Raw genomic sequence first — 22487 nt, 5'->3', positions numbered from 1 at the left:
ATTTACTTCTCCCCTCCCAGGGTCTCGTCCAGAGTCAGGTCCAGGCGCAGGTACGCCCCCTGTTTGGTGTAGGCATTGCCCAAACCCGTGAACCCAGCCGGGTTATACCCCGCCGTGATCCAGGTGCCCGGCAGGGCGCGGAAAGAGGCTTCCAGGCCGTAGCCGTACTGGGCCGTGCCGCTGCTGGGCTGCGTCAGGGTGCGGCCCCAGGCGCCCAGGCCAATGCGGTCGGTGACGTAGTAGGTGGCGCCCAGGCCCAGCTGCGCGGTAAAGCTGCCCGGGTCGGCCAGCAGGGTACGGGTGTCCAGGCCGGCGCGCGCGGCCCAGGTGGGCTGGCGGTACTCGGCGGCGAAGTTGCTGCTCAGTTCGGGCTGGCCGCCCGCCAGGCTGCCGTTCACGTAGCGCACGGTGCCCAGGCTGTTGAAGGTGCGGTTGCGGTAGGCGTAGCCCACGGCCGCGCGCACGCCGCTCTTGCCCGCGCCAAATTCGCCCAGGCCGTCGGCGCTCAGGGTCAGGTGGTCGCTGAGCTGCCCCGAAAGGCCGCCGCGCAGCACCACGCCCATCTGCCCGCCTTTCAGGGTCAGGTCGGTGCCGGTGGTGGCGGTGAAGCGGTCAGCCTTGTACAGCAGGTCCACACCCGCCCCAAATTCGCTGGTCCTGGCGTTCACGTCGTACAGGGCGCTGCCGCGCAGTCCAGCGGTCAGGCGCTCCGAGAGGGGCAGGGCGGTGCTCACGCCAAAGCGGGCGCGGTTGCCCTGGCCGCCAGCGGCAGGCAAGTCGTAGGCCACCTGATAGTTGGTGGTGCCCACGGTGCTGTTCAGGCTCAGCGAGGCGCGGTGGCCCGTTTTCCAGTTGTACTCGTCGCTCAACCCCACGCTCAGGGTGTCGCTCACGGCGTACTTGGCCGTCACCGTAGTCACGGGGTCCAAGTTGCCGCTCAGGGGCTGCACATGGGTCACGTCCACATCAATGGGCGACTGGTGGTAGCCGGCGCTGAGCACCGCCCCCAGGCCAGACTGGGTGCCGTAGGCGGCGCGCAGGCCCGCCCCCACACTGAAGGGCGCGAGGCGGTAGTCGGCCCGCGCCGTCACGCTGCCGCCCTGGGTGGCGGCGGTGCGGGCGTACTCGGCCTGCACGCTGGCACTCAGTTGGTCGGTCAGGCGGGTGTCCACGCTGGCGCCCAGGGTCAGGCCCGGGGCAAAGGGCGCAAGGCCCTGGTACTGGCTGTCCTGGTAGCGCACGCGAGCCTGCACGGCCGTGCGCTCCAGCTTCACGCCAAGGTCGGCGCTGGCCTGCAGCCCGCCCGAGTAGGCCAGCAGGCCGTCGGCACGCAGGGTGCCATTGTCGTAGGTGGCGCGGGCGCCCGTGGTCACGCGGCCATCCAGGCTCACGGCGGCCACGCCCACCGCGTAGCCCTCGCCCACGTACTTGGCCTGGGCCCCGGCGGCCAGGGTGCGGCCGGCCAGCGGGCTCTCCAGGCGGTAGCTGGCCAGCACCACCACGTCGTTCAGGTCGGCGTCCACCCGGTCCAGGGCGCGCGTCAGGGTAATGACGCCCGTGCGCGTGTCCAGGATGTAGTCCACGTTGCGCGCCAGGGGCACGCGGCGCAGTTCCTTGCCGGTGCCCTTTTCCAGGGTCACGACTTCCAGCGTTTCGCTGCCCAGGCTGATGCCCGTGCGCCCCAGGCGCAGCAGGCGGGTGTTCTCCGGCACGAGGCGCTCACCGCTGATGCGGTCACCGGGCACCAGGGCCGCAAAGCCGCTGAGCTGCACGTTGCCCTTGGTGCTGGCCGTCAGGGCGGTGAGCTGCTCGCCCACGGGCAGCACGTCAATGGGCAGGGCGCTGCGGCGGTAGGCCACCTGGAAGCTGGGGTGGTCGTAGCGCAGGGCCACCGGGTCGGCCCCCTGCAGCGGCACCGAGGCCACCGAGCTGTCGCCGTACAGCGAGAAGCGCTTCAGGGTGTCCTGGTCGGTGGGCAGGCCGTCCTTGTCGGCGGCCACGTACAGCTTGCCGCCCGCCAGCGGCCCTTCGTAGGAAGCGCGGGCCTGCCACGTCAGGTCGTCACCCAGGTTCAGGTTGCCGTCCAGGCCCAGGGTGGCGCTGACCAGCCCCACGCCCACGCGGCTGCTGTCGGGGCGCACGTCGTACCGGGTGGTGGTCACGGCCTGGCCCAGGGCCACGGCCACGCTCAGGGTGGTGGGGGCCGCCTGCGGTTGCAGCACGAGTTCGCCCTCGCCGCCCTTCAGGCGCACCTGATAGCCGGGGCTGGCCGGGTCGGCGTCGCCCACGCGCGGCTCCAGACTGGCGTTCAGGGTCACGGTGTCCTGGTCGGTCAGGTTGCCGGCCGCGTCCAGGGCGCGCACCTTCAGGCGCAGCGGGGTGCTGCCGTCAGCCACGAGGCTCACGGGGATCAGGTCCACACGGGCGGTGGCGCCCACCAGTTGCACCGTCACGGTATCAGCGCCGGCCTGCAGGGTGTTCTGTCCGGCGCGCAGCGGCACGCCCACAAAGGTCACGAGGCGGCTGCCGTCCTCGTTGGTGGTGACCTGACCAATGCGGTCTTCGCCCACCGGTTGCCCGTTCACGCTCAGGCTGGGGTCCTGCCCGGCGGGCACGTTTACCAGCACATTGATGCGGTCGCGGATGCGAATCAGGCTGCCCTGCAGCGGGAATTTAATGGCGCCGGGGTTCTCGGTCACAGCGGCCGGGGCATTCAGCGGCTGGGCGGCGGCCAGATCGGCCTCGCTCAGCTCGCCTTCCAGCACCTCGCGCCGCTCGCCGGCGTAGCGGGCCAGCAGGGCGGGGCGGTCCAACGCGCCCAGCGCGCCGGTGTGGGCTAGGTCGTAGGTGACGGTGCCGCGCCACGCCGCCTCACCCTGCACAAAGGCCGAACGGGGCAGCACCCAGTACAGCGTGCCGCTGGGGCCACGCACGGGATCGGGCAGGGCCTGCCCATTCACGCGGCTGCTGCCGGCCACGAACTCGGCGCCCTGCGGCACGCGGTGGGCCACCACGAGTTCGCGGGCCTGCACCGGGGCGTCAAAGGGCAGGCTGACGGTGCTGGCGCGCCGCGCCTCGGGGGCGGGGGTGGGCTCAGGGGTGGCTGGCTGCGCGGGGACCGGCTGCACCGCCAGTGCGCCACCCACCGTCTGGGTGGCGGCGCACTCGGGGCTGCGCAGGGCGCCCGTAAAGGTCACGGCCTCGGCGCCGGTCACGCGGGCGCGGTAACTCAGCGTACGGGCCTCGCCTGCCGCCAGGGTGCCGCTGAAGGTGGGGCTCTCCAGCGCCTCCAGGCCGCCCGCATTGGTGTCGGTCAGCAGGAAGGGCACCGCGTAGGCGGCCGTATTGCGCACGCGCAGGGCCACGGTGACCTCACTGCCGGGCTGGGCGCTGGGCAGGGGCTCGCGGGTCAGCTGCAGCGGGGTCGCGTCGGCCCGCACATTCAGGGTCACGGTGCGCGCCTGGGTCCAGGGGGCGAGGCGGGCGGTCACCGTCACTGGGCCGGGGCGGTTGGCCACGGCACTCAGGCGCAGCTCACCGGGGCGCGCGGCGCTGAGGGTGCTGTCCAGACTGGGCACACCCTGCAGGTCCAGGCCCGGGGCGTCCAGGCTCACGGTCAGGGGCAGCTCGCCGGCATAAGCGGTGGCGGCGCGGGCGGTGAAGGTCACCGTGTCGCCCACGCAGAGTTCCTGCTTGTCGGTGTCCAGGCTCAGGTCCACCTGGGGGCGCACCTGGATGCGCGTCTCGCCGCTGCCGCCGCGCGGCACGGTCACGCTGGGGCTGGCCACAGTCACTTCGGCGCCGGGCACCGGGTCCGGGGTCACGGCGTAGGTGCCGGCCGGCACGCGCTGTTCCAGGGTGCCGTCCACTGTCACAGAAGTCTGACCAACCAGGGCCCCCACCTGGGTGGGCTGGGTGCCCCCAGGCAGCACGAGTTCGGCCGTCACGCGCAGCAGACCGGTCTGGTCCACCCGCGCCACGCCCAGCGGCACCGGGGCACCGGCGCGGGTCAGTGAAAAGCCCACCGTGTTGCTGAACTGTTTGGCCGTGGCGGGCTGGCGCAGTTCCACGGTGTAGTTGCCGCTCACGGCAGGCAGCGGCAGGTCACTGAAGCTCAGGTCGGCGCTGACGGCCAGTGGATAGGTGTTGCCCTGCTCGTCGCGCAGTCTTGCTTCCAGTTCGCGGGGGCCGTCGCCGTCGTACAGACGCAGCACGTGGCCGTCGCCGTCCACCTGCACGTTCAGGGCTGGTACCCAGTCGCGCGAATGCACGTTCACGCTCAGACGCTCGGCGCTGATGGCCGCGCTGATGCCGGCGAGGCGCACCGCAAAGGTGTTCTTGCCGTTGCCGCTGGTCACGGCCTGCAGGCGGTAGCGCCCGGCGGGCAGCTCCTGGTCCAGCAGGGTTTCCCAGGCGTGCTCGCCAGGGGTGAAGGTGCGGCTCAGGACCGTCACCCCCGCCTCGTTCACCAGCGTGAAGGTGGTGGTGACGTCGTTGCGATTGGCGTCGTACTGCTCGTCGCCGTAGTAGGTGTCGCTGCGGTAGTCGCCCTGGTCCACGCGGGGGCTGTACAGCTCCAGACGCACGCGGCCACTCAGGGGCACGTCCAGGTTCAGGTTCTGGTCACCCACCGTCCACATCAGGCGGTCACCCACACTGGTCAGGGGCAGGCTGGTGCTGATTTCCTGTGCGGCGCCCGTTCCGGCCGCCAGCAGGGCCGTCAGAACGGTGGCGAGGCACTTGTTTGCGTTCACGATTAGTACCTCCAGCTCAGCGACGGATCGGTGGTGGCCGCCCGGGGCTCACCTGTCCAGTCGAAGCGGTAGGTGAGGACTTTTTCACCTGCACCCAGGCTACCGGTGTAAGTATTGCGGCCTTCTTTCAGCGTCGCGCCGTCCGGCAGGGGGTCAAGCAGCGTCACGTCGTCCAGCGCCCGGGGGGTCTTCAGACGCAGGATCACCACGTACCCGCCGTCCACGGCATAGACCTCTTTCTCCACCCTGACGTCGCCCACGATCAGCACGGTGCGGCGCAGGGCGTCAATGTCGCCGCCCAGGGGGGCGAGCGGGAAGTCCACGCTGGTCAGGCCGCGCACGTACACGGTCTGCGTGCCGCTGAGCCCACCGTCCTGCGGCACGTGCAGCGGCGGGAAGGGCGCCGAGGCCGGGTCCAGGCGCAGGGCGTGGGTGCCCAGGGGCACGTTGGGGAACGAGTAGCGCCCCCCCACGTCGGTCAGCACCTGCCGCCCACCCGCCAGCAGCACCCGGGCGCCGGGCACCGGGGTGTCCAGCAGCGGATCAAACAGGCCGTTGCGGTTGCGGTCCACGAACACCGTGCCCACCAGATCGGCCAGGGGCGCGAACTTCAGCGGATTGAGTTTGGTGGTGGCGGTGGCGCGGTTGCTGGCGATGGCGCGCGCCACGCCGCCGGCCCCAGTGCCGCTCACCACAACGGTGTTCACCAGCTGCCCGGTGGCTTCGGGGGTCACGCGGGTCTGGTAGGTAATGCTCACGGTGGCGCCCGCCGGAATCTCGGCCAGGGTCCAGCGCAGCACGCCACCCTCAATGGTGGGGTCGGGGATGGGCTTGCCGTTCAGCAGGCTGGTGCCGGGGATGTACGCCAGGCCGCGCGCCGGGGTGTCGGTCACCACCGCGTTCACGATGGCGGTGGTGGCCGAAGCGTTGGTGATGTTCAGGGTGTAGGTCAGGCGGTCGCCGAAGCCCGCTTCCTGGGCACTCACGTCCTTGCGGATGAGCAGCTGCGCAGTCCACACCGGGGTTGCCACCTCGTTGCTGGGCAGCGGGTTGGTCAGCTCGGTGGTGACCAGATTGAAGGTGTTGCGCAGCGCCTCGCCGTCCACCGCCCGGGTGGAAACCTGGGTGACCACGGTCAGGGTGCGGGTTTCGCCGGGCGCCAGGGTGCCCAGGTTCCAGGTGACCGTCTGGGCGCCGGGTTGCCCGCTGACCACGCCGCCCGCCGAGGCTTCCTTGAAGTCCACATGGGCCGGCAGGGGATCCGTGACCACCGCGTTCGTGAGGGGCCGGGTGTAGGGGTTGCGCACGGTCAGGGTGTAGGTGACCGTGTCGCCCGCTGCCACCGTGGCGCCCGCCGGCACCGGCACGGCCGCGCCGCCCGCACCCTGGGTGGTGGCCGCGTAGCTCTTGCGCAGTTCGGGCAGGCCGCCTTCCACGGCCGCCACCTGATCGCGGGTGGTGTTGCTCGTGCCGCGGTCGCCCGTGATGGTGATCAGGGCGTCCAGCGGCCCGGCCTGCACGTCGTAGCACACCCGCACAAACACGGTCTGGCCCGGGTCCAGGGCGATGGGCTGCGCCAGCGGCTGCCCGGTGGCCGTCAGGAACTGCGCGCGGGCGGCGCCCTGCGGGTAGGTCACGGTCAAGCGGAAGGTGTCGCGCACGTCGCCGGTGTTCTTGGCGGTGTGGTCAAAGCACACCTGCTGGCCCACCACGGCAAAGGGCTTTTGCTGGGTGTCGGCGGCGGTGCCTTCGGGGGCCTCGGGGTTGCCCACCGGGCCAATGGCCACGGCGGGCAGGTAGCGCACGTCGGCGCTGGCGGTGCCCGACGCCTCGCGGCCACCGGTGCGGGCGGTGGCGGTGTTGGGAATCACGCGGCCCTCGGCCTGCGGGGTCGCCAGCATGCGGAAGGTCAGGGTAATGGCGGCGCCCGGCGCGAGGCTGGCCACGCGCACGCGCACGCCGCGCACGGGGGCGGTTTCCTGCGCGCTCCAGGTCACGCCGTCGGTGGTGTATTCCAGGGTGCCCACATTCGTGCGGGCGCTGCCGGGCACAAACACCAGGCCCTGGGCCAGTTGCGTGTCCAGCAGGTCGGTCAGCACCACCTCGCGGCTCTCGCCCTGGCCGCCGTTGCGGGTGGTCACGGTCACGGTGGTTTCGCTGCCGGGGCGCACCAGCGCCGGGGTGAAGGTCTTCTCCACGCCCAGCACCGGGGGCGGCCCCACCCGTACCAGACTCACGTTATTGGTGTCGGGGTTCTCGCCGCCCGCGCAGCTGGCCACCAGATTCACGTAAGCGTCGCCCTGGGCGCTGTCCGCGCTGCTGGTGTCCACCACCAACAGGACCGGCACGCGCTCATCGGGGGCCAGGGTCAGGCTGGTCAGGGTGGGTTCGCCCGCATCCGGCTGGCTGTTGCCGTTCAGGTCGCGCACGACGCGCACGGGCGGGGTCAGGGTGCTGCTGGCCTCGGTGCGGGCCGACACCGGAAACTCGCCGGTGGTGTTGCCGGTGTTGACCACCGTGTAGGCAAACACGGCGCGCTCACCGGGCAGCAGGGCCGCGCTGTAGGCCGGCTGGGCCAGGGTGCCGTCCGGAGTGACGCTGACCGAGCACACCGCCTGCACCACCGTGCGCACGGTGTTGGAGGTGGCGCGCCCGGGATCGGTGGGCACCGGCGGGTCGAACTCGGCGGTGGCCTGGTTGATGATCTCGGTGCCCGCCGGCGTACCCGCGGCCCAGGCCGAGGTCGCGCACAGCAGCCCGGTCAGGGCCAGCGTGGCAGAAAGGGAGGGGGAACGCTTCACAGAGGGATCTCCTTGCGGGCAAAGGGAAGGGGGGTGGCGCACGCAAATGTGCTTCAACTCAAAAATAGGTCTGACGTTCTGACAGGGGTGTTACGAAAAAAGAGGCGTCCAGAGGAGCAGAAAAAAGGACCCCCGGTGTATGTCACCGGGGGCCCTGCGCAGCATCAGCGAACGGTGACGGTGAAGTCGGCGCTCAGGGTGTTGCCCGCCGTGAGGCTGTCGGGCAGGTTGTTGTTGTCGGCGTCCACGGCCACGTCGATCACGGTACCGGCGGCCAGACCAGCGGCCGGGGCCACAGCGGTCCAGGCACCGCCGTTGACGCGGTAGATGGTCTTGGTGGGGGCGGGGGTCAGGGCCACGCTCACGAAGGTGGTGTTGGCGGGCACGGTGTCGCTCAGGAAGAAGCCGTTCACCGTCTGGTTGTAGTTGTTCTTGCCGATGATCCGGTAGCTGAGGGTGCCGCCGGGCTGCGCGCCGTTGGCCCCGGTCGCGGTGTAGTTCGCGGGGTTGGCAATGCCGTTGGCGGGGTTGCTGCCCGCAGCCACGCCCGTCTTGGCGATGAACTTGGCGACCGCCACGCTGCCGTTGGGCGAGACGCGGATCACGTTGTTGATGTCGGTCAGGGTGATGGTGCTGTAGTTGGCCAGGGCCGTCTGGCTGACCGTGTAGTCGCCAGTGCGCACGCCAGCCGGGGTCTGCACCACAGCGAAGGCCTTGAACTCGGTGCCGGGGGCCGTGACCGGGGTCACGAACTTGTTGTAGTCGGGGCTGTTGGAGTTGGTGTTCAGGCGCGGCAGCAGCGAACCGTCAGCGGCGTAGTACAGCACCGGCACCACGACCGGGTTGCCCGTCACGGCGTCCGTGAAGGTCACGCTGCCCGACAGGGTGTAGCTGTCGTTGTACTGGCCGTTGTTGGCCACGTCCATGGGGAACACGGCGGTGCCGTCGGTGTTGTTGGGGCTGGCAATACCGCTCTGGGTGCCGCCGGGAATGACCACTTCCACGGGGGCGCGGTCCACCGCGCCCTGCGCCACCGTGGCGTCCCCAAACTGCATGGCCGGCGGCAGGATGGTATCGGTGGTGTTGCTGTTGGACACCAGGTCGGCGTCTTTGAGCGAGTCGGCGCCGACAAGCACCGTCACGGCCGGGGTGACCGAGGTGTCGTCGGGGTCAGGGAAGGTGACTTCCGTGCGGTACACGACGGAGGTGTTGTTGGGCACCGTCACCGTGGGGTACTGCGCCACCGTGGGGTTGTTGGGGTCGGTGGAGACCGCAATGGGGTTACCCGTAATGGGATCCAGGAAGCGGATGCTCACGCCCGTGGTGGTGTTGGTAAAGACACCCGTGGTGGGGTTGAAGGTGTAGGCCGGGTCCACCGTGCCGTTGGCCAGGGTGGGGAACAGCTGCACCATGTCGGTCGCGCCGCTGCGGTTGGTCAGGTTGTTGGTAAAGGTCACCACGTCCGGCGTGTTGTTCAGGTCGGCGGTGGGGTACGCAATCTGGGCGTCGCCCGCCACGTTCGGGGCAATGGGCGTGCCGCCAGGGGTGGGGTCACCGGGGGTCAGGGTGGGGTTGCGGTAACCGGGCACGCTCACCACGGGGGTGGGGTCGTTGGGCTTGCCGGTCGTTTCGGTGGGCACGTCCACCGGGGTCACGGGCGGCACCTTGGTCAGGTCCGTGATGGGCGTGCCGGTGGTGTCCACGGGGTTCGAGGGCGGGATGTTGGGCGTGTTGTCCAGCGAGGGCACAAACACGGTCACGCGCGTGAACTGGCGGTCGGTGTCCACCGCCTTGCCTTCTTCGTAGACGGTGGTGCCGTTGGCGTAGCCGTTGCCGGGGGTGACCAGGGGGTCACTCCCCGCCGTGCCCGTGACCGAGCCTTCCGGCGAAGCGCCAAACACGCTGGTGGAGTTGATCTGCGCGGGGCTGGTGGGCAGGGTGATCACCTGAATGATCTTGACCAGGCCCTCGTCCACGCTTGTGGTGGCGGGATCGTCGGCCGCCACCGTCACCTGGGTCAGGGGGGTGTTGTTGTCGGCCACGCCGTTGCCGTCGGCGTCCAAGAAGTACTGCACCGTCTGGCCGGCGTCGGCGCCGGTGGTGTCGGCGCTGAGGTTCACGGTCAGGGCCACGTTGCCGTTGTTCACGACCGAGTAGCCGGTCACGACGCGCTGCCCGGGCACGGCGCCGCTGGTCACCACGGTGGTGGTGCTCAGGTCATTCTGGGTGCCCGCGTCGGCGGTGCCGCCCGTGAACACGATGTCAAAGCCGGGCTTGGGCAGCACGACGGTGGACACGGTGTTGGAGGTGCTGCTGATGGTGGTGCCGGGGTTGCCGGGGTCCTGAAAGCTGGCGGTGGCGGTGTTCTGAATGGTGGTGCCCGAGAGGGTGCCGGCGGCGCTGGCGCTGCCAACAGCCAGAGCGGACATCAGGGCGAGCAGGGTGGTGCTTTTCTTCATGGGATTCCTCCGAACCGGGGAGAGGGGGCCTTACTTGACCTGAACGCGGTAGCCGAGTTTGAGGGTCTGACCCGCCCCCAGTTCCGCAACCGTCCAGCGCACCGTGGTGTATTCGCTGGGCTTGACTTCAATCACTTTCTGCACGGCCTTGCCGTTTTCGCTGACCGTCACCGTCTTTTTCAGCGGCGCGGGGGCAAAGGTCTTGCCGCCGTCAATGGAATACTCGGCGCGGGCGCTGCCCAGGCCCTGTTCGGGGGCCAGATACACCGTGTTCTTGGGCACCGGCAGGGTAATGGGCACGTTGCGGAGCAGCGCGGCGCTGGTGTTGCGCGCCGTCACCACCTGGCTCAGCACCTGGCCGGGCAGCACGCTGCCGGGGTTGGGGGTCAGCTGCTCGGTGGTCTTGCCGTCCACCTTCACGCTGCTCACCAGGTTCATGGTCAGGGTCAGCGCGACAGGCGCTTTGCCCTGGGCCAGGGCGAGGCCCGCCAGGGACAGCAGCGCGGTGAGCAGGGGGCGTTTCATGAGGTCTCCTTCATTCAGGGTCGGGTGGATGGCTGGGGCGGTGGGGGCAACGTCGCCAGCCCTCAAGCGGCGCCAGCACTGCCAGAAGGCTAGATTTGGCCCTCTTACGCCCGACTTACACGTTTTCTGTAAGATGAAGATGACTTTGGGGTCAGTTGTGCCGCGCCCCTGGAGGCTGCCCTGCGGCGAGGGATTTTTCCCGTCCTGATGGACTTTGACCTTGCGGCCACGGTCCCGGCACGCCCCCGACGGGGGAGAGGGGTTTCCCCCCCCCGTCAAAGGCCCTGCGCACTGCCTGGCGGCGAGGGCAATGCGGGCGGGAAGAACAGATGAGCCGAGCTCCTTCTTATCAAGGGTTCGGACAGTTTCAGCGTTTCACAGAGGAGAGCCTGACGAACACGCTGTTTTTCCCCTCCCCCCTCGTGGGGGAGGTTGGGAGGGGGGGGCGGCGAGTTGGGCGTGCCAGACGACGTTCTTCCGTAGGCCACTCGCCGCGCTTGAAAAGTGTCCGCACCATTGATTGTAGGAATCAAGGCAGGCGGCAAACCGCGCGAGGCCGGGTGGCGCCCCCTTTTTCCGGCGCCCAGCCCTCTTGGTGTGCCCGGTCTGGCCCGACAGGCCAACTTGAACGCCTGCTGACTGGCCCCGAGCGCGTTTTCACCTCTCCCCTGCGCAGCGGTGCACCTGGGCAGGGGAGGAGGCTGCTGTGGCCTCCCGCTCTCCCTGTTTTTACCGGCCGAAACGGCGCTCGCGGCCCTGGAATTCGCGCAGGGCCCGCAGAAAGTCCACCCGGCGGAAGCCAGGCCAGTAGACGTCACAGAAGTAGTACTCGGAATACACGCTCTGCCACAGCATGAAGCCCGACAGGCGGATTTCCCCACTGGTGCGGATAATAAAGTCCGGGTCTGGCACGTCGGCGGCGTACAGGTGCGCCCCGATGTGCTCCGGGGCCAGGGCTCTGGCGGCTTCGGCCAGACTCAGGCCCGCCTCGGCCTGCCGCGTGAGGTGCCGCTTGACCGCGTCCACAATTTCTTCGCGCCCGCCGTAGCCCACGGCAATGTTCAGGCGCATGCCGTCGTAGTGGGCGGTGTTGGCTTCCAGTTCGCTCAGGGCCTGCAGGACGGCGGGCGGAAACCCCTCGTGCTGCCCGATGGCCCGCACCCGCACCCGGTTGGCGTGAATGCGCGGGTCCACCGTGAGGCTGCGCGCTTCGCGCTCCAGCAGGCTCAGGATGTGGGCCAGTTCATTCGGGTCGCGGCTGGTGTTGTCGGTGGACAGCACCCAGATGGTCACGGTGGGAATGCCCAGTTCCAGGCACCACTGCAGCACCTCGTGGGCCTTGTCGGCGCCAAACGAGTGCCCCAGCTCGCGCTGCAGGCCGCTGGCGCGGGCAAACCGGCGGTTGCCATCCAGAATCAGGCCCAGGTGCCGGGGCAGGCGGCCGTGTGCGGCCACCTCGCGCGCCAGCCGCTGCTCGTAGCCCCAGACCAGCGCGCCACGCGCCGCATGTCTGGCCTTCTGAAAGGCGCGGAAGGCGAGTTTCACGGGCTCGGACGACATATCGCCCCGCAGTGTAGCGCCCGCTTCCCTGGTTCCGCGTCCTCCCGAAGACGCAGGCGGGCCCGGGCAGCGCCCTCTGGGGGCGAAGGGATTCGTCAGGCGGCGTGGGGCGGACCTTCTTCAACAGCCGGCACAGGCAGCGGCGTGCATGGGGGCGCCGCCCTCTGGTCCCCCGCGCGGGTCACTGCCCCGCATTCACGCTCAAGCCGCGCCCAGCGCCCGTCTGCCGCCTTGTCAGAGTTTTGCAAGACCAAGGAAAAAAGCTGCGGGCCGGGTGACCGAGCTCACACTGGCGCCTTGCCTCCACCACGGCTCAACAGGGGAACGGACCTGATCCGCCAGCAGTCTCACAGAACTCTGACAGGGTGGCCGGGCCGCTCTGCCCTCCCCCACCAGCGGCCCAGTGTTAGGCCGGAAACAGCCCTTCCTGCCGGGCAGCCTCCAGGGCCAGTGCCTTCTGGTCCAGGCGGGCCAGGGCGGCCTGGGCCACCGGCTGCAAGGGCAACTCGGCCTGGGCGCGGTACACGTGCAGGGTCACCTGCCGGTGGGTCATGCCGTGGCGCACCTGCCCCAGCAGCGGCCCCGGGGTGGCCCCCAGGCGCGCGCACAGCCGGGCCAGGGCCGCTTCGGGGGACTCGCCAGCCAGTAGCGCCTCGGCAGGCAGCCCCATCAGGCCGCCCAGCAGCGTGCCCTCGCGCCGTTCCAGGTGGGCCCGCTCGCGGCTGCCAATCAGCGCGGCCACCGCCTGCACGGCCTGCACCGGGGCGCGTACCTTAGGGGCCGGATAAGCCGTCGGCTCGCCCGACGCCCGCGCGGCGCACCACTGGGCCAGCGGGCACGGCGCGCAGCGCGGGGCTTTGGGCGTACACACCGTGGCGCCCAGATCCATGACCGCCTCGTTCCAGGCGCCGGGGCGCGCCGGGTCCAGCAGGGCGTCGGCGCGGGCCTGCACCCAGGCGGGGCTGGGGGCCCGCTCGCCATACAGCCGGGCCAGCACCCGGCGCACGTTGCCGTCGTTGACCGCGTGCGGGGCGCCCAGCGTGAAACTGCTCAGGGCCGCCGCCGTGTAGGGCCCCACCCCGGGCAGGGCCAGCCAGCCTTCGTAGCTGCCCGGAAAGGCGCCCTGGGCAGCCACCTGGGCCGCCGCGCGGTGCAGGTTGCGGGCGCGGGCGTAGTAGCCGCAGCCTTCCCACGCTTTCAGCACGTCTTCCAAGGGGGCCGCCGCCAGGGCCTGCACCGTGGGAAAGGCAGCCAGAAAGCGTTCGTAGTAGCCCAGGCCCCGCGCCACCTGGGTTTGCTGCAGCAGGATTTCGGCCACCCAGGCGCGGTAGGGGTCGCGCCCGCCTTCGGGGCCGCGGCGCCAGGGCAGGTCGCGCCCGGCGCGGTCAAACCACGCCAGCAGCGCGGCGCGCAGCGGCTCTGGGGGCAAGGCAATCACCGCGCCAGTGTAGGGGCGCGGTGATCCGGGGACCGTGGTGGGGGGCAAGGTTCGGCTTCAGGTGGCTGTGGGCGGCCGGGCCAGGGCGCAACCGGGCCGTGTGGGGTCAGGCGCGCACGGCCTCGCGGCCCTGCCCGGCGGGCACCCGCAGGCGGCGGCGCACGCCCTCGGCGTATTCGGCCAGTTCCAGCAGCAATTCCGGCACCCCGGCGCGCAGCAGGTAGCCGCCGCCCGGCAGGGGGCTCAGGGCCAGGAAGGGCGCCCGGGTCAGGGTGTCCAGAATGGCGCCCAGTTCGGCGGGCGTGACCGCGCTGCCCAGCCGCTCGGCGAGGCGCTGCGCGCTGACCACCGAGTGGGCCGGGTGCTGCGCGAGGCTCAGCAGCACCGCGCTGAATGCGCCGCGCTGCGCGAGGTGCGCGCCCACCAGTTCCGCCACGCTGGCGGCCGATTCCAGGTCCACCGAGCCGGCCTTCCAGTAGCCGCGCAGGTCCACCGCCGACAGCGGCGCGAGGTGCGCGTGGTCAATCAGGGCCGAGAGGGCTTCGCGGGTCAGGCGCGGCACGCCTGCGGGGCGCTCGCTCTCGGCGGTCAGCAGCAGGCGGAAGTCGGCGGCCTCTTTCCAGGCGGCACTCTGCAGCCCCGCCTCACCCGTGGCCACCAGCACCGCGTAGCCGTGCGCGCCCAGGTCCGCCGTCAGGCGCACCACACCCGGCCCCAGGGTGTCCAGGCGGTAGCCGGTCAGCCGGGCCAGTTCGGCCAGCTGGGCCTCGGGCGAAGCGGGTGTGGGGGCCGGGGCAGCGGCGGGAAAGCGCACGTCCAGCGGGCGCACCGTGGCGGCCGGCGCGCCCACGCCCTCGGCCGTGGGCTGGGGCGCCGCCTGGGGGGCGCGCGCGGCGGCTGGTTTTGGGGCTGGGGGCTGGGAGGCCACCGTTTGGGCCAGCACTGGCGCGATGACCGGCGCACCCTGCTGGGCCGTATTCACCTGGGCCACACCCACCTGGGCCGCTGCGGGCGCGCCCGGCTCGCGGCGCTCGGCACCCTTGACCGGGGCCGCTTCGGGGGCCCCGGCGCGCACCTCCTGCACGCGCACCTCGCGCACGTGGGGGGTGGCGCTGACGACCACGCGCCGGGTTTCGGGCTTGGGGGGCGCTTCGCGGCGCGGCGCGGGTGCCGGCGCATGCGGCTTGACGATGCCTTCGACCTGATAGCGCCCGGGGGCCAGCGACGTGATCAGCAGCACGTCGTTCACGCCCAGATGGCCCGCGTGATACAGCCCGCCCAGGCCCCAGACCCGCTGCCGCGCCGGGTCCACCTGCGCGGTGTGCTCCTGGCCGCGGTCATCCACCAACGTGACCGGACCCGCTGCTGGAAAGGTGGCGCTCAGGTACTTCAGCAGACGCAGGCTGCCTTCTTGCAGACAGGGACGGGTGATGACATAGCGCGTTGCGTTCACGGGTGGGCTCCTCCGCGGCCCCGTCAGTCCTGTCTCCCCCCAGGGCTGGGACCGGCTTCTGTGGCACAGCAGAATAAATTTTTCCTAAAGTAGCAGAAATCCGCGCCGGAGCAGCGCGCAATTTCTGGCAAGGAGGCGTGATGTGTAGGTGTCGCCGCGGCGGGGGTGGTCGCGGCCTGTTCCGGGGGCCACACCAGAGTGGCACTGTCCTGGCCTCCGCCCCTGGCACGCGCCTGCCGCGCCCAGCGTTCTCCCCCTGTCCGGGGCCGGGCGCGTTCCCTCTCCCCACTGGCCAGCGCCCTATGCTGCGGGCATGCACGCCGCCACCGAGGCCCTGATTCGCCGTTACTACGCCGCCTTCAACGCCGCCGACTGGCCCGGCATGCTGGCCCTGCTGACCCCGGACGTGCGCCACGACGTGAATGAGGGCGACACCCAGCACGGCCTGGAGGCATTTGCGGCCTTTCTGGACAAGATGAACGCCCATTACCGCGAGCAGGCGCAGGACGTGGTGGTGATGGTCACCCCCGACGGCCTGCGCGCGGCGGCCGAATTCACCATTCACGGCACCTACCTGCGCACCGACCCCGGCCTGCCCGAAGCCCGGGGGCAGACCTACACCCTGCCGGTGGGCGCCTTTTTTGAGGTGCGGGGCGGGCAGATTGCCCGCGTGACCAACTACTACAACCTCGCGGACTGGACCCGGCAGGTGAGCACTTGAGCCTGACGGTGCGCGCCGTGCGGGGCCCGGACGCCCTGGCCCTGATTGGCGAACTGGCCCGGCTACGCACGCTGGTGTTCCGCGAGTACCCGTACCTGTATGACGGTCACCCGGACTACGAGGAAGCGTACCTGCGCCGCTACCTCGCCGCGCCGGACCTGCTGCTGGTGCTGGCGCGCGACGGCGAGCAGGTGGTGGGCGCCAGCAGCGCCCTGCCGCTGACCCAGGAGGGCCCCGAGATCCTCTCTCCTTTCCTGGCGTCGCCCACCGACCCGGAGACGGTGCTGTACCTGGGCGAGAGCGTGCTGCGGCCCGAGTACCGGGGCCGGGGCCTGGGCCACGCTTTTTTCGACGAGCGCGAAGCCCACGCCGAGCGCCTGGGCCTGCGCGTCACCAGCTTCTGCGCCGTGGTGCGCCCGGAGGACCACTCCGCCCGCCCCGCCACCTACCGCCCCCTGAACGCCTTCTGGGCCGCGCGTGGCTACCGCGAACAGCCCGACCTGCACACCCACCTCGCCTGGCCGGAAGTGGACCAGCCGGGCGAGTCAGACCACCTCATGCGCTTCTGGGTGCGTGGAGCGGGGGGCTGAGGGGGCACCAAGAAGTCGCGCTTCAGGGTTGAGACGTTCAGATGTCGAGGGGTCAAGCCGTCGAGGGGTCGAGACGGGCCCCCTCTCGACTGCTCGACCCCTGGACCCCTCGACCCCTGTACCTGACTTGACCTCTGCGCCTTACTTCCGCCCCTGCGCCGCCTTCTCGGCCTCCAATCGCTTCTTGTTCTGCGCCCAGCTGTACGAGCGTACGGCGTCCACCACGAACCACACGGCGAAGACGGCGGCCACCGCGCCCCAGAGGGTGCTGCCCCGGGCAAAGGCGACATACGCGGCCCAGCCGCACAGCGCCGCCAGGAGCAGGCTCAGCAGGAACACGATGTGGGGCGGAACGCGGCGACCGAACATGGCTTCATAGTACGGGGCGCCTGGGGGCGCCCGCAGCCCCGGGTGCTACACTCGGGGGTACGCCGCACGCGGCTGCGTGCCCGCCCCCAGCGTGGCCCTTCCCGCCGTGCCGAACAAAGGAGAACCCCATGACCGACAACAACGAACTGCGCCCCACCGAACAGGAGCAGACGCCTGAAGAATTGCGCGACATCATCCCCCAGCTGCAGGGCGAGCCCGACGAGGACCCCGTGCTGGACGCCCAGGAAGCCGACGAGGAAGCGGGCCTGAGCGCCGACGGTGCCGAAGGCGAAGAGGACGAGTACATTGACGCCGACGAGCTGCTGGGCGTGCTGGCCGAGCTGAAGGAAATGCTCGAAGCCCAGGCCAAGGAAATCCGTGGCCTGCGCCGCGAGATGCGTGAAATGCGCGAAAGCCAGGGCCAGGGCGGCTTCCGTGGTGGAGACCGCGGCGGCGACCGTGGTGGCTTTCAGAGCGGCGACCGCGGCGGCTTCCGTCCCCGTGAAGACCGTGGCGGCTTTCAGGGCGGCGACCGCGGTGGCTTCCGTCCCCGCGACGACCGTGGTGGTGACCGCGGCGGGTTCCGTGGTGACCGCAACGAGGGCGGCTTCCGTCCCCGTGAAGACCGTGGTGGGTTCCAGGGCGGCGACCGTGGTGGCTTCCGCCCCCGCGACGACCGTGGTGGCGACCGGGGCGGGTTCCGTGGTGACCGCAACGAGGGCGGCTTCCGTCCCCGTGAAGACCGTGGTGGGTTCCAGGGCGGCGACCGTGGTGGCTTCCGCCCCCGCGACGACCGTGGTGGTGACCGTCCGGCCTTCCGCCCCCGCGAGGACCAGGGCCAGGGCGAATTCCGCCCCCGCGCCCGCGCGGACCGTGGCTGGAACAACCGCCGCGACGAAGAGTAAGCCCTAAACGCGAACGCCCCCTGGTGAACAGACCAGGGGGTTTGTCGTGGGCGTCCGGCAGGAACAGGGCCGGCAGCAGTGCTGGTCGGTGGTGGGCATCTGACGCGGCACTGCTGGCCTGAAGGAGACGAGCAACGGCAAACCTCTTCTGGCAACGGTGCAAACCGTTTCAAAATCCTGTGTGGTGGCGCTCGCCAAACACACTGTTTTTACCCTTCGCCCTTTCGGGCAAGGTTGGGAGGGGATGACGGGATTGACGTCCCAGGAGACGTTCTCGCCACGGCCTCCCGGCACCGCTCGAAAACTGTGCGCACCATTATTCTGACGGCTGCCCCTTCCAGCGTTCCCGGGCCCTGAAGCCTCGCCCTGCCCTCTTCACCCCACAACGAAAAAACCCCCAGTATTCACTGGGGGTCTTTCTGGTGCCGAGGATGGGATTTGAACCCACACACCTCGCGGCGCTAGTCCCTGAAACTAGTGCGTCTACCAATTCCGCCACCTCGGCACGCTTTTGGTGGGGGCGCCCGCGCTGGGGCGCGTTTCAGGGCTCGCTTACTTTAACGGTGAAGCCCGGAACTGTCAACTCCCGGCCGCGGCCTCCGGGGCCTCGCCACGCTGACGCATGGCCGAGAGCAGTTTGCCGGGCTCGAACAGGCTGGCGTCCTGACCATAGCGGGCCCGCACGGCGCGCTGCACCAGCCAGATCGCCACGAAGACCCCCACCAGCGTGATCGCCAGCCCCGGAATGCGCATCACGGCGTTCACCTCGGCCACCTGGGCGTTGAAGCTGTCGGTGCCGAACTTGGCGGTCACGCGGGCGTAGTTCACGAGGCTGTTCACCACGCCGCCGATGAGGTCCACCACGGCGAACACCACCGTGGCCCCCACCAGCCCCCGGTGCACCACGGGGTCGCGCATGGCGGTCTGGGTGGCGGCGCGGTGCTCGGGGCTCTCACCAATCGAGCTGGCGTCCAGGAACACCCGGAAAAGCGGCACAGAGGTCGCCGCGCTGATCAGGAACAGCAGACCCGTCAGGTAGGATCGCGCGCTGTCCTTGATGGCGTACCAGAAGCCGTCCACGTACCAGAAGGCCAGCGCCCCACTGAAAATGGCCCCGGCACCCCCAATCAGGGCCACGGGGCTGACATTGCGGTTGACCAGCAGGTCCCACAGCACATACGCCACCGGGATCAGGGCTGCCAGCAGGTAGGCGCGGATATTGCCCGCCGTGCCGCCGCCAAACACCTGTTCGGCCACGCTGATGCCGCTGCCCAGAATGTTGGGGCTGAGAATGGCGATGGGAATCAGCAGGGTAAACACCAGATCCCAGACGGTTTTGGGCACGCGCGCCTTGGCGGGGGGAACGGGCGTGGGGGTGGGGGCCGCTTGACTCATGGGGGCCATTGTCGCACCCAGGGCGGAGCGTGGGGGGTGGAACGTGGTGGCAACAGCCGCCGAAGCGTCAAGCCGTCAAGGGGTCGAGCCCCCACAGCCACCCGCCCCCTCGACCTCTCGACTTTTCGACCCCTCGACCCCTGAATGGCCCCCCTCCATCAACCATCAACCATCACCCATCTCCCCTTCCAGCCCGTAGATCGCCAGAAACCGCGCCACGCGGGCCGCCAGGGTAGGCAGTGGGGCCACCTCGCCGCACACCCAGTCGGGCTGGTAGCTGCGGCACACGCCGGGGCGGTCGGGGTAGACCGCGCACAGGTGCCCGGCCCCCGTGTCGGCCCCCAGGTGGAGGCAGGGCACACCCAGCGGCTTGCCCAGGGCGTGAATATCGGGCGCGGCGCAGCAGGCCCCGCAGGCGGTGCAGGCGGTCACCAGCACGCTGCGCGGGGCCCCTCCGGGGGGCGGGGTGAACCGGGCGCGTTCTTCGGGAGTCAGGAGGGGCGGACCGGGTGGGGGAACACTCACCGCAGCTCGGTCACCGCCGCAATCAGGGCGTCGTTCTCGGCGGGGGTGCCAATGGCGACGCGCAGGCAGCCCGACAGCCCCGGGAAGCTGTCCTGGCGCCGGGTGACGATGCCGTGTGCCCGCAGGTGGGCGTAGGCCGCCGCCGCGTCTGGCGTGCGCAGCAGGAAAAAGTTGGCCTGGCTGGGCAGCGCCTGACAGGTGGGGTGGGCCGCCAGGGCCGAGAGCACACGTGAGCGCTCCCGCACCGCCTCCTGCACGCGGGCCTGCACGTAAGCAGGCTGCTCCAGGGCCACCTCCAGGGCCGCCTGCGTCAGGGTGTTCACGTTGAAGGCAGGCACCAGTTTCTGCAGCTGGGTCGCCAGCGCCGGGCTGGTCAGGGCGTAGCCCAGGCGCAGGCCCGCCAGCCCCCACGCCTTGCTGAAGGTGCGCAGGCTCAGGCGCCCCTCGCCGGCCCGGACAAGGTCGCGGTAATCGGTGCCGCTGTACTGGTGATAGGCCTCGTCCAGCACCACCACCCAGTCGCCGGCGGCCTCGGTCAGTTCGCGCACGGCGGCCTCGGCGTCCACCACGCCCGTGGGCGCGTGCGGCTGGGTGATGTACAGCACGCCCGGCTCGTGGCGCCCCAGTTCGGCCTTCAGGGCCTCCACTGGCAGGCTGAAGTCCCCATTCAGCGGCACCTCGACCAGCCGCGCGCCCAGCAGCTGGGCTTCCAGGGTGTACACGCTGAAGGTGGGGCTGACGGTCAGCACCGTCTGGCCAATGCCGGCCAGTTCCGTGAGTAGCTTGATCAGGACGTTGCTGCCCGGCGTGACCACCACGCCGTCTTCGGGCCACCCTTCGAAGGCCCCGATGCGGCGGCGCAGTTCATCGGCGTGCAGGTCGGGATAGCGGTTCCACTCGCGGGCGGCCATGCGCGACAGGGCCTCGGCCTTCAGTTCGGCGGGGAAATCGTAGGGATTTTCGTTCTGGTCGAGCTTGATGGGCTCGTTCGTGGGGGTAAACGGATAGGCGGGCACGCGCCGCACCGCCGCACGCACGCCGGCCACAGGAGTCTGGGTGGTCATGGGGTCCGTTCTACCACCCCGGCCCGCGCGCCCGTCCGCCCATGACAAACCCGCCCGCGCGCCGCAGGCCACGGCCCGCCCGGGGCGAACGGGGGCGCCCAAACGCCCGTTTGGAGCGGCGTGCTACCTTAACGGGCAAGCGCGCCGCCCGCGCCGCCCAGCCCCCTACCATGACTGAACCTGCCAAACCCCGCCGCGAGCAGATTCTCGACTCGGCCAGCCGCCTGTTTTCCGAACGCGGCTACCACGCCACCAGCATGCGCGACCTGGCCGGCGAACTGGGGATGCAGGGCGGCAGCCTGTACGCCCACATTTCCAGCAAGGAAGAACTGCTGATCGAGATTGTGAACCAGGCGTCGCGGCAGTTCGATGAAGCGCTGTTTACCCTGCGCGGCCTGCCTCTGCCCGCCGACGCCAAGCTGAAAGAGGCCATGTACCGCCACATTCGCGTGGTGGCCGACAACATGGACAGCGCCACGGTGTTCTTTCACGAGTGGAAGCACCTGTCGCCCGAGGCCTACGCCCGCGTGACCGGCTGGCGCGACACCATTGACGCCTTTTATCGCGAGCTGATCGAGCAGGGCGTGCGCGAAGGGGTGTTCCGGCAGGGCCTGGACATCAAGATGACGGCCTATCTGGTGCTGTCGGCGGTGAACTGGGCGTATACGTGGTATCGCCCCGGCGGCCCGCTGGGCCCGCGCGACGTGGCCGAGCAGTTTGCCGAAATGCTGCTCTCTGGCCTGCGCCCCCCCCAGGAGCAGCCATGAGCCACCCCACCGTCACCGTGCCCATCCGCGAGGCGCTGCGCTATGCCCAGGGCCGCGCTGAGCGCCTGGGCCGCACCCAGCAGCTGGAAATCGGCGAGGACCTGTTTATCCGCATTGCGCCGGGCGGGCGCAAATTCCTGCTGTTCTGCCTGGACGGCGAACCCGAGCGCTCGGCGGCCGAGGCGATTGCGAGTGCGCTGGGCCTGAAAGAGCCGCAGTACGGCTGGCACCAGGGCGCCACCCTGCGCTCCCTGACCGTGATCGAGAAGGGCGCCGAAGCCCAGCCGGAAAGCGGCCCCGCCGAAGCGGAAGACGGCACGCTGTAACCCTGGACTGGGGCGGGCCGTCTATTTGGCCTGTTGGGCAGCCTTGCGGGCAATCGCGAGGGTCTTCTGCACCATCGCCTCGATGTCCTCCACCCCGTCCCAGGAGATCAACTGGCCGTTCACGGCAAACGAGGGGGTGGCCTGCACGCCTTTGGCCTGGCTGCGGCGGACCTCCGCCTGCACCAACTGGGCTTCCCGGCTCGCCATCTGATCAATGGTTCGGACAGTTTCAGCATTTCACAGAGGAGAGTCTGACAAACACGCTGTTTTTCCCCTCCCCCCTTGTGGGGGAGGTTGGGAGGGGGGCAGCGAGTCGAGCGTCCCAGACAACGTTTCTTCCATGGGCCCCTCGCCACACTTGAAAACTGTCCGTACCATTGCTGCTACGGACTGCCGTCCATTTCCGTAACATCCAGGAAAGAACTGGATGTTCCCCGCCTTCGGCGCTGTGCCAGCCCAATTCCCGTACATCCGTATTTTTCCCTCTCTGCTTCGCAGCTCTGCGAGTCCCTCCAGTCGAAAAAATTCCGCCAGGTATGACGCAATTTTTCGGAAGCCGTATGGCAGCTCCAGAACTGGTGGGAAGGGACGTTCAGCGCCTGGGCCATCCGCAAGAAGGTCTGCGTCGCCTCGGCAGGCGACTGCAGTTTCCACTCCTGCTGCCGGGCAGAGAGGGCGTCGTGGAAGGCTCAGAACAGGGCGGGGCCCTGAACGCAGCGGGCCGCCGAAGCCGCTTCCGTGACGACCACGGGGCGGCAGGATCGCTCAGGCCGGAGTGGCCACTGGGCAACCGGTGGGGCTCGCTCGCCAGAGACGCGCTCTGCGTCAGCGCGGC

At 70.1% G+C, this 22487-nt stretch carries 17 protein-coding genes and 1 tRNA gene; 5 read left to right on the top strand and 13 right to left on the bottom strand.

The window, feature by feature from the left end:
- Positions 1-2: 2 nt before the first annotated feature.
- The 7 genes from K7W41_RS03800 to K7W41_RS03770 form a co-directional block, all read right to left on the bottom strand.
- The gene (locus tag K7W41_RS03800; RefSeq protein WP_224604879.1) at positions 3-4754 is read right to left on the bottom strand and encodes a DUF11 domain-containing protein; all 4752 of its coding nucleotides are present in this window, start codon (positions 4752-4754) and stop codon (positions 3-5) included.
- A gap of 2 nt (positions 4755-4756) precedes the next feature.
- Positions 4757-7555 (bottom strand): DUF11 domain-containing protein, encoded by a 2799-nt coding sequence (locus tag K7W41_RS03795; RefSeq protein ID WP_224604878.1) that lies wholly within the window; start codon positions 7553-7555, stop codon positions 4757-4759.
- 164 nt (positions 7556-7719) lie between these two features.
- Positions 7720-10014, bottom strand: coding sequence for a hypothetical protein (locus K7W41_RS03790; RefSeq protein WP_224604877.1), 2295 nt, complete (start codon positions 10012-10014; stop codon positions 7720-7722).
- A 30-nt stretch (positions 10015-10044) separates the two neighbouring features.
- Entirely contained in the window at positions 10045-10539 is a 495-nt protein-coding gene (locus K7W41_RS03785; protein ID WP_224604876.1) for a hypothetical protein, read from the bottom strand.
- Between the two features lie 729 nt (positions 10540-11268).
- Positions 11269-12099, bottom strand: coding sequence for an isoprenyl transferase (locus tag K7W41_RS03780; protein ID WP_224604875.1), 831 nt, complete (start codon positions 12097-12099; stop codon positions 11269-11271).
- A gap of 406 nt (positions 12100-12505) precedes the next feature.
- Complete coding sequence (mutY, locus tag K7W41_RS03775) at positions 12506-13537, bottom strand: A/G-specific adenine glycosylase (protein ID WP_224604873.1); 1032 nt, start codon at positions 13535-13537, stop codon at positions 12506-12508.
- A gap of 106 nt (positions 13538-13643) precedes the next feature.
- Positions 13644-14990 (bottom strand): hypothetical protein, encoded by a 1347-nt coding sequence (locus tag K7W41_RS03770; protein ID WP_224604871.1) that lies wholly within the window; start codon positions 14988-14990, stop codon positions 13644-13646.
- A gap of 313 nt (positions 14991-15303) precedes the next feature.
- Here K7W41_RS03770 and K7W41_RS03765 point away from each other — a divergent pair, with 313 nt between their 5' ends.
- Together K7W41_RS03765 and K7W41_RS03760 are read left to right on the top strand one after the other, a co-directional pair.
- Complete coding sequence (locus K7W41_RS03765) at positions 15304-15711, top strand: ketosteroid isomerase-related protein (RefSeq protein WP_224604869.1); 408 nt, start codon at positions 15304-15306, stop codon at positions 15709-15711.
- The gene (locus K7W41_RS03760) at positions 15708-16301 is read left to right on the top strand and encodes a GNAT family N-acetyltransferase (RefSeq protein WP_224604867.1); all 594 of its coding nucleotides are present in this window, start codon (positions 15708-15710) and stop codon (positions 16299-16301) included. The genes K7W41_RS03765 and K7W41_RS03760 overlap by 4 nt, the downstream gene beginning before the upstream one ends.
- A 141-nt stretch (positions 16302-16442) precedes the next feature.
- On the opposite strand, the gene K7W41_RS03755 is transcribed toward K7W41_RS03760, so the two are convergent.
- Positions 16443-16670, bottom strand: coding sequence for a hypothetical protein (locus tag K7W41_RS03755; RefSeq protein ID WP_221089319.1), 228 nt, complete (start codon positions 16668-16670; stop codon positions 16443-16445).
- A 128-nt stretch (positions 16671-16798) separates the two neighbouring features.
- Here K7W41_RS03755 and K7W41_RS03750 point away from each other — a divergent pair, with 128 nt between their 5' ends.
- A complete protein-coding gene (locus K7W41_RS03750) occupies positions 16799-17575 on the top strand; it encodes a hypothetical protein (protein WP_224604865.1) in 777 nt (258 codons plus the stop codon).
- Positions 17576-17995: 420 nt separating this feature from the next.
- Here the strand turns inward: K7W41_RS03750 and K7W41_RS03745 are convergent.
- From K7W41_RS03745 to K7W41_RS03730, 4 genes are all read right to left on the bottom strand, one after another.
- A tRNA-Leu gene (locus tag K7W41_RS03745) sits at positions 17996-18080 on the bottom strand.
- A gap of 74 nt (positions 18081-18154) precedes the next feature.
- On the bottom strand, positions 18155-18970 hold the full coding sequence (locus tag K7W41_RS03740; RefSeq protein ID WP_224604862.1) for a VC0807 family protein: 816 nt from the start codon (positions 18968-18970) through the stop codon (positions 18155-18157).
- 165 nt (positions 18971-19135) lie between these two features.
- Entirely contained in the window at positions 19136-19402 is a 267-nt protein-coding gene (locus K7W41_RS03735; protein WP_224605326.1) for a YkgJ family cysteine cluster protein, read from the bottom strand.
- Positions 19403-19491: 89 nt separating this feature from the next.
- Positions 19492-20559 carry a pyridoxal phosphate-dependent aminotransferase gene (locus K7W41_RS03730; protein ID WP_224604860.1) on the bottom strand — a complete coding sequence of 356 codons (1068 nt, stop codon included), beginning with the start codon at positions 20557-20559 and terminating at the stop codon, positions 19492-19494.
- 170 nt (positions 20560-20729) lie between these two features.
- On the opposite strand from K7W41_RS03730, the gene K7W41_RS03725 reads away from it, so the two are divergent.
- Both K7W41_RS03725 and K7W41_RS03720 read left to right on the top strand, forming a co-directional pair.
- A complete protein-coding gene (locus K7W41_RS03725) occupies positions 20730-21326 on the top strand; it encodes a TetR/AcrR family transcriptional regulator (RefSeq protein ID WP_224604857.1) in 597 nt (198 codons plus the stop codon).
- Complete coding sequence (locus K7W41_RS03720; RefSeq protein ID WP_224604856.1) at positions 21323-21652, top strand: hypothetical protein; 330 nt, start codon at positions 21323-21325, stop codon at positions 21650-21652. Before K7W41_RS03725 ends, K7W41_RS03720 begins: the two co-directional genes overlap by 4 nt.
- A gap of 21 nt (positions 21653-21673) precedes the next feature.
- Here K7W41_RS03720 and K7W41_RS03715 read toward each other — a convergent pair whose 3' ends face one another.
- Entirely contained in the window at positions 21674-21859 is a 186-nt protein-coding gene (locus K7W41_RS03715; protein ID WP_224604854.1) for a DsbA family protein, read from the bottom strand.
- Positions 21860-22487 lie beyond the last annotated feature (628 nt).

The organism is Deinococcus multiflagellatus (genome assembly GCF_020166415.1).
GTDB classification, from domain to species: Bacteria; Deinococcota; Deinococci; order Deinococcales; family Deinococcaceae; genus Deinococcus; species Deinococcus multiflagellatus.
Note: the sequence above shows the minus strand (reverse complement) of the source record. Positions and strands in the feature narration are given on the sequence as shown.

Coding starts and splice junctions, on each gene's coding strand:
- K7W41_RS03790 (WP_224604877.1), bottom strand. CDS start 10,014: ATGAAGAAAAGCACCACCCTGCTCGCCCTGATGTCCGCTCTGGCTGTT.
- K7W41_RS03785 (WP_224604876.1), bottom strand. CDS start 10,539: ATGAAACGCCCCCTGCTCACCGCGCTGCTGTCCCTGGCGGGCCTCGCC.
- K7W41_RS03780 (WP_224604875.1), bottom strand. CDS start 12,099: ATGTCGTCCGAGCCCGTGAAACTCGCCTTCCGCGCCTTTCAGAAGGCC.
- K7W41_RS03765 (WP_224604869.1), top strand. CDS start 15,304: ATGCACGCCGCCACCGAGGCCCTGATTCGCCGTTACTACGCCGCCTTC.
- K7W41_RS03755 (WP_221089319.1), bottom strand. CDS start 16,670: ATGTTCGGTCGCCGCGTTCCGCCCCACATCGTGTTCCTGCTGAGCCTG.
- K7W41_RS03750 (WP_224604865.1), top strand. CDS start 16,799: ATGACCGACAACAACGAACTGCGCCCCACCGAACAGGAGCAGACGCCT.
- K7W41_RS03740 (WP_224604862.1), bottom strand. CDS start 18,970: ATGAGTCAAGCGGCCCCCACCCCCACGCCCGTTCCCCCCGCCAAGGCG.
- K7W41_RS03730 (WP_224604860.1), bottom strand. CDS start 20,559: ATGACCACCCAGACTCCTGTGGCCGGCGTGCGTGCGGCGGTGCGGCGC.
- K7W41_RS03725 (WP_224604857.1), top strand. CDS start 20,730: ATGACTGAACCTGCCAAACCCCGCCGCGAGCAGATTCTCGACTCGGCC.
- K7W41_RS03720 (WP_224604856.1), top strand. CDS start 21,323: ATGAGCCACCCCACCGTCACCGTGCCCATCCGCGAGGCGCTGCGCTAT.
- K7W41_RS03715 (WP_224604854.1), bottom strand. CDS start 21,859: ATGGCGAGCCGGGAAGCCCAGTTGGTGCAGGCGGAGGTCCGCCGCAGC.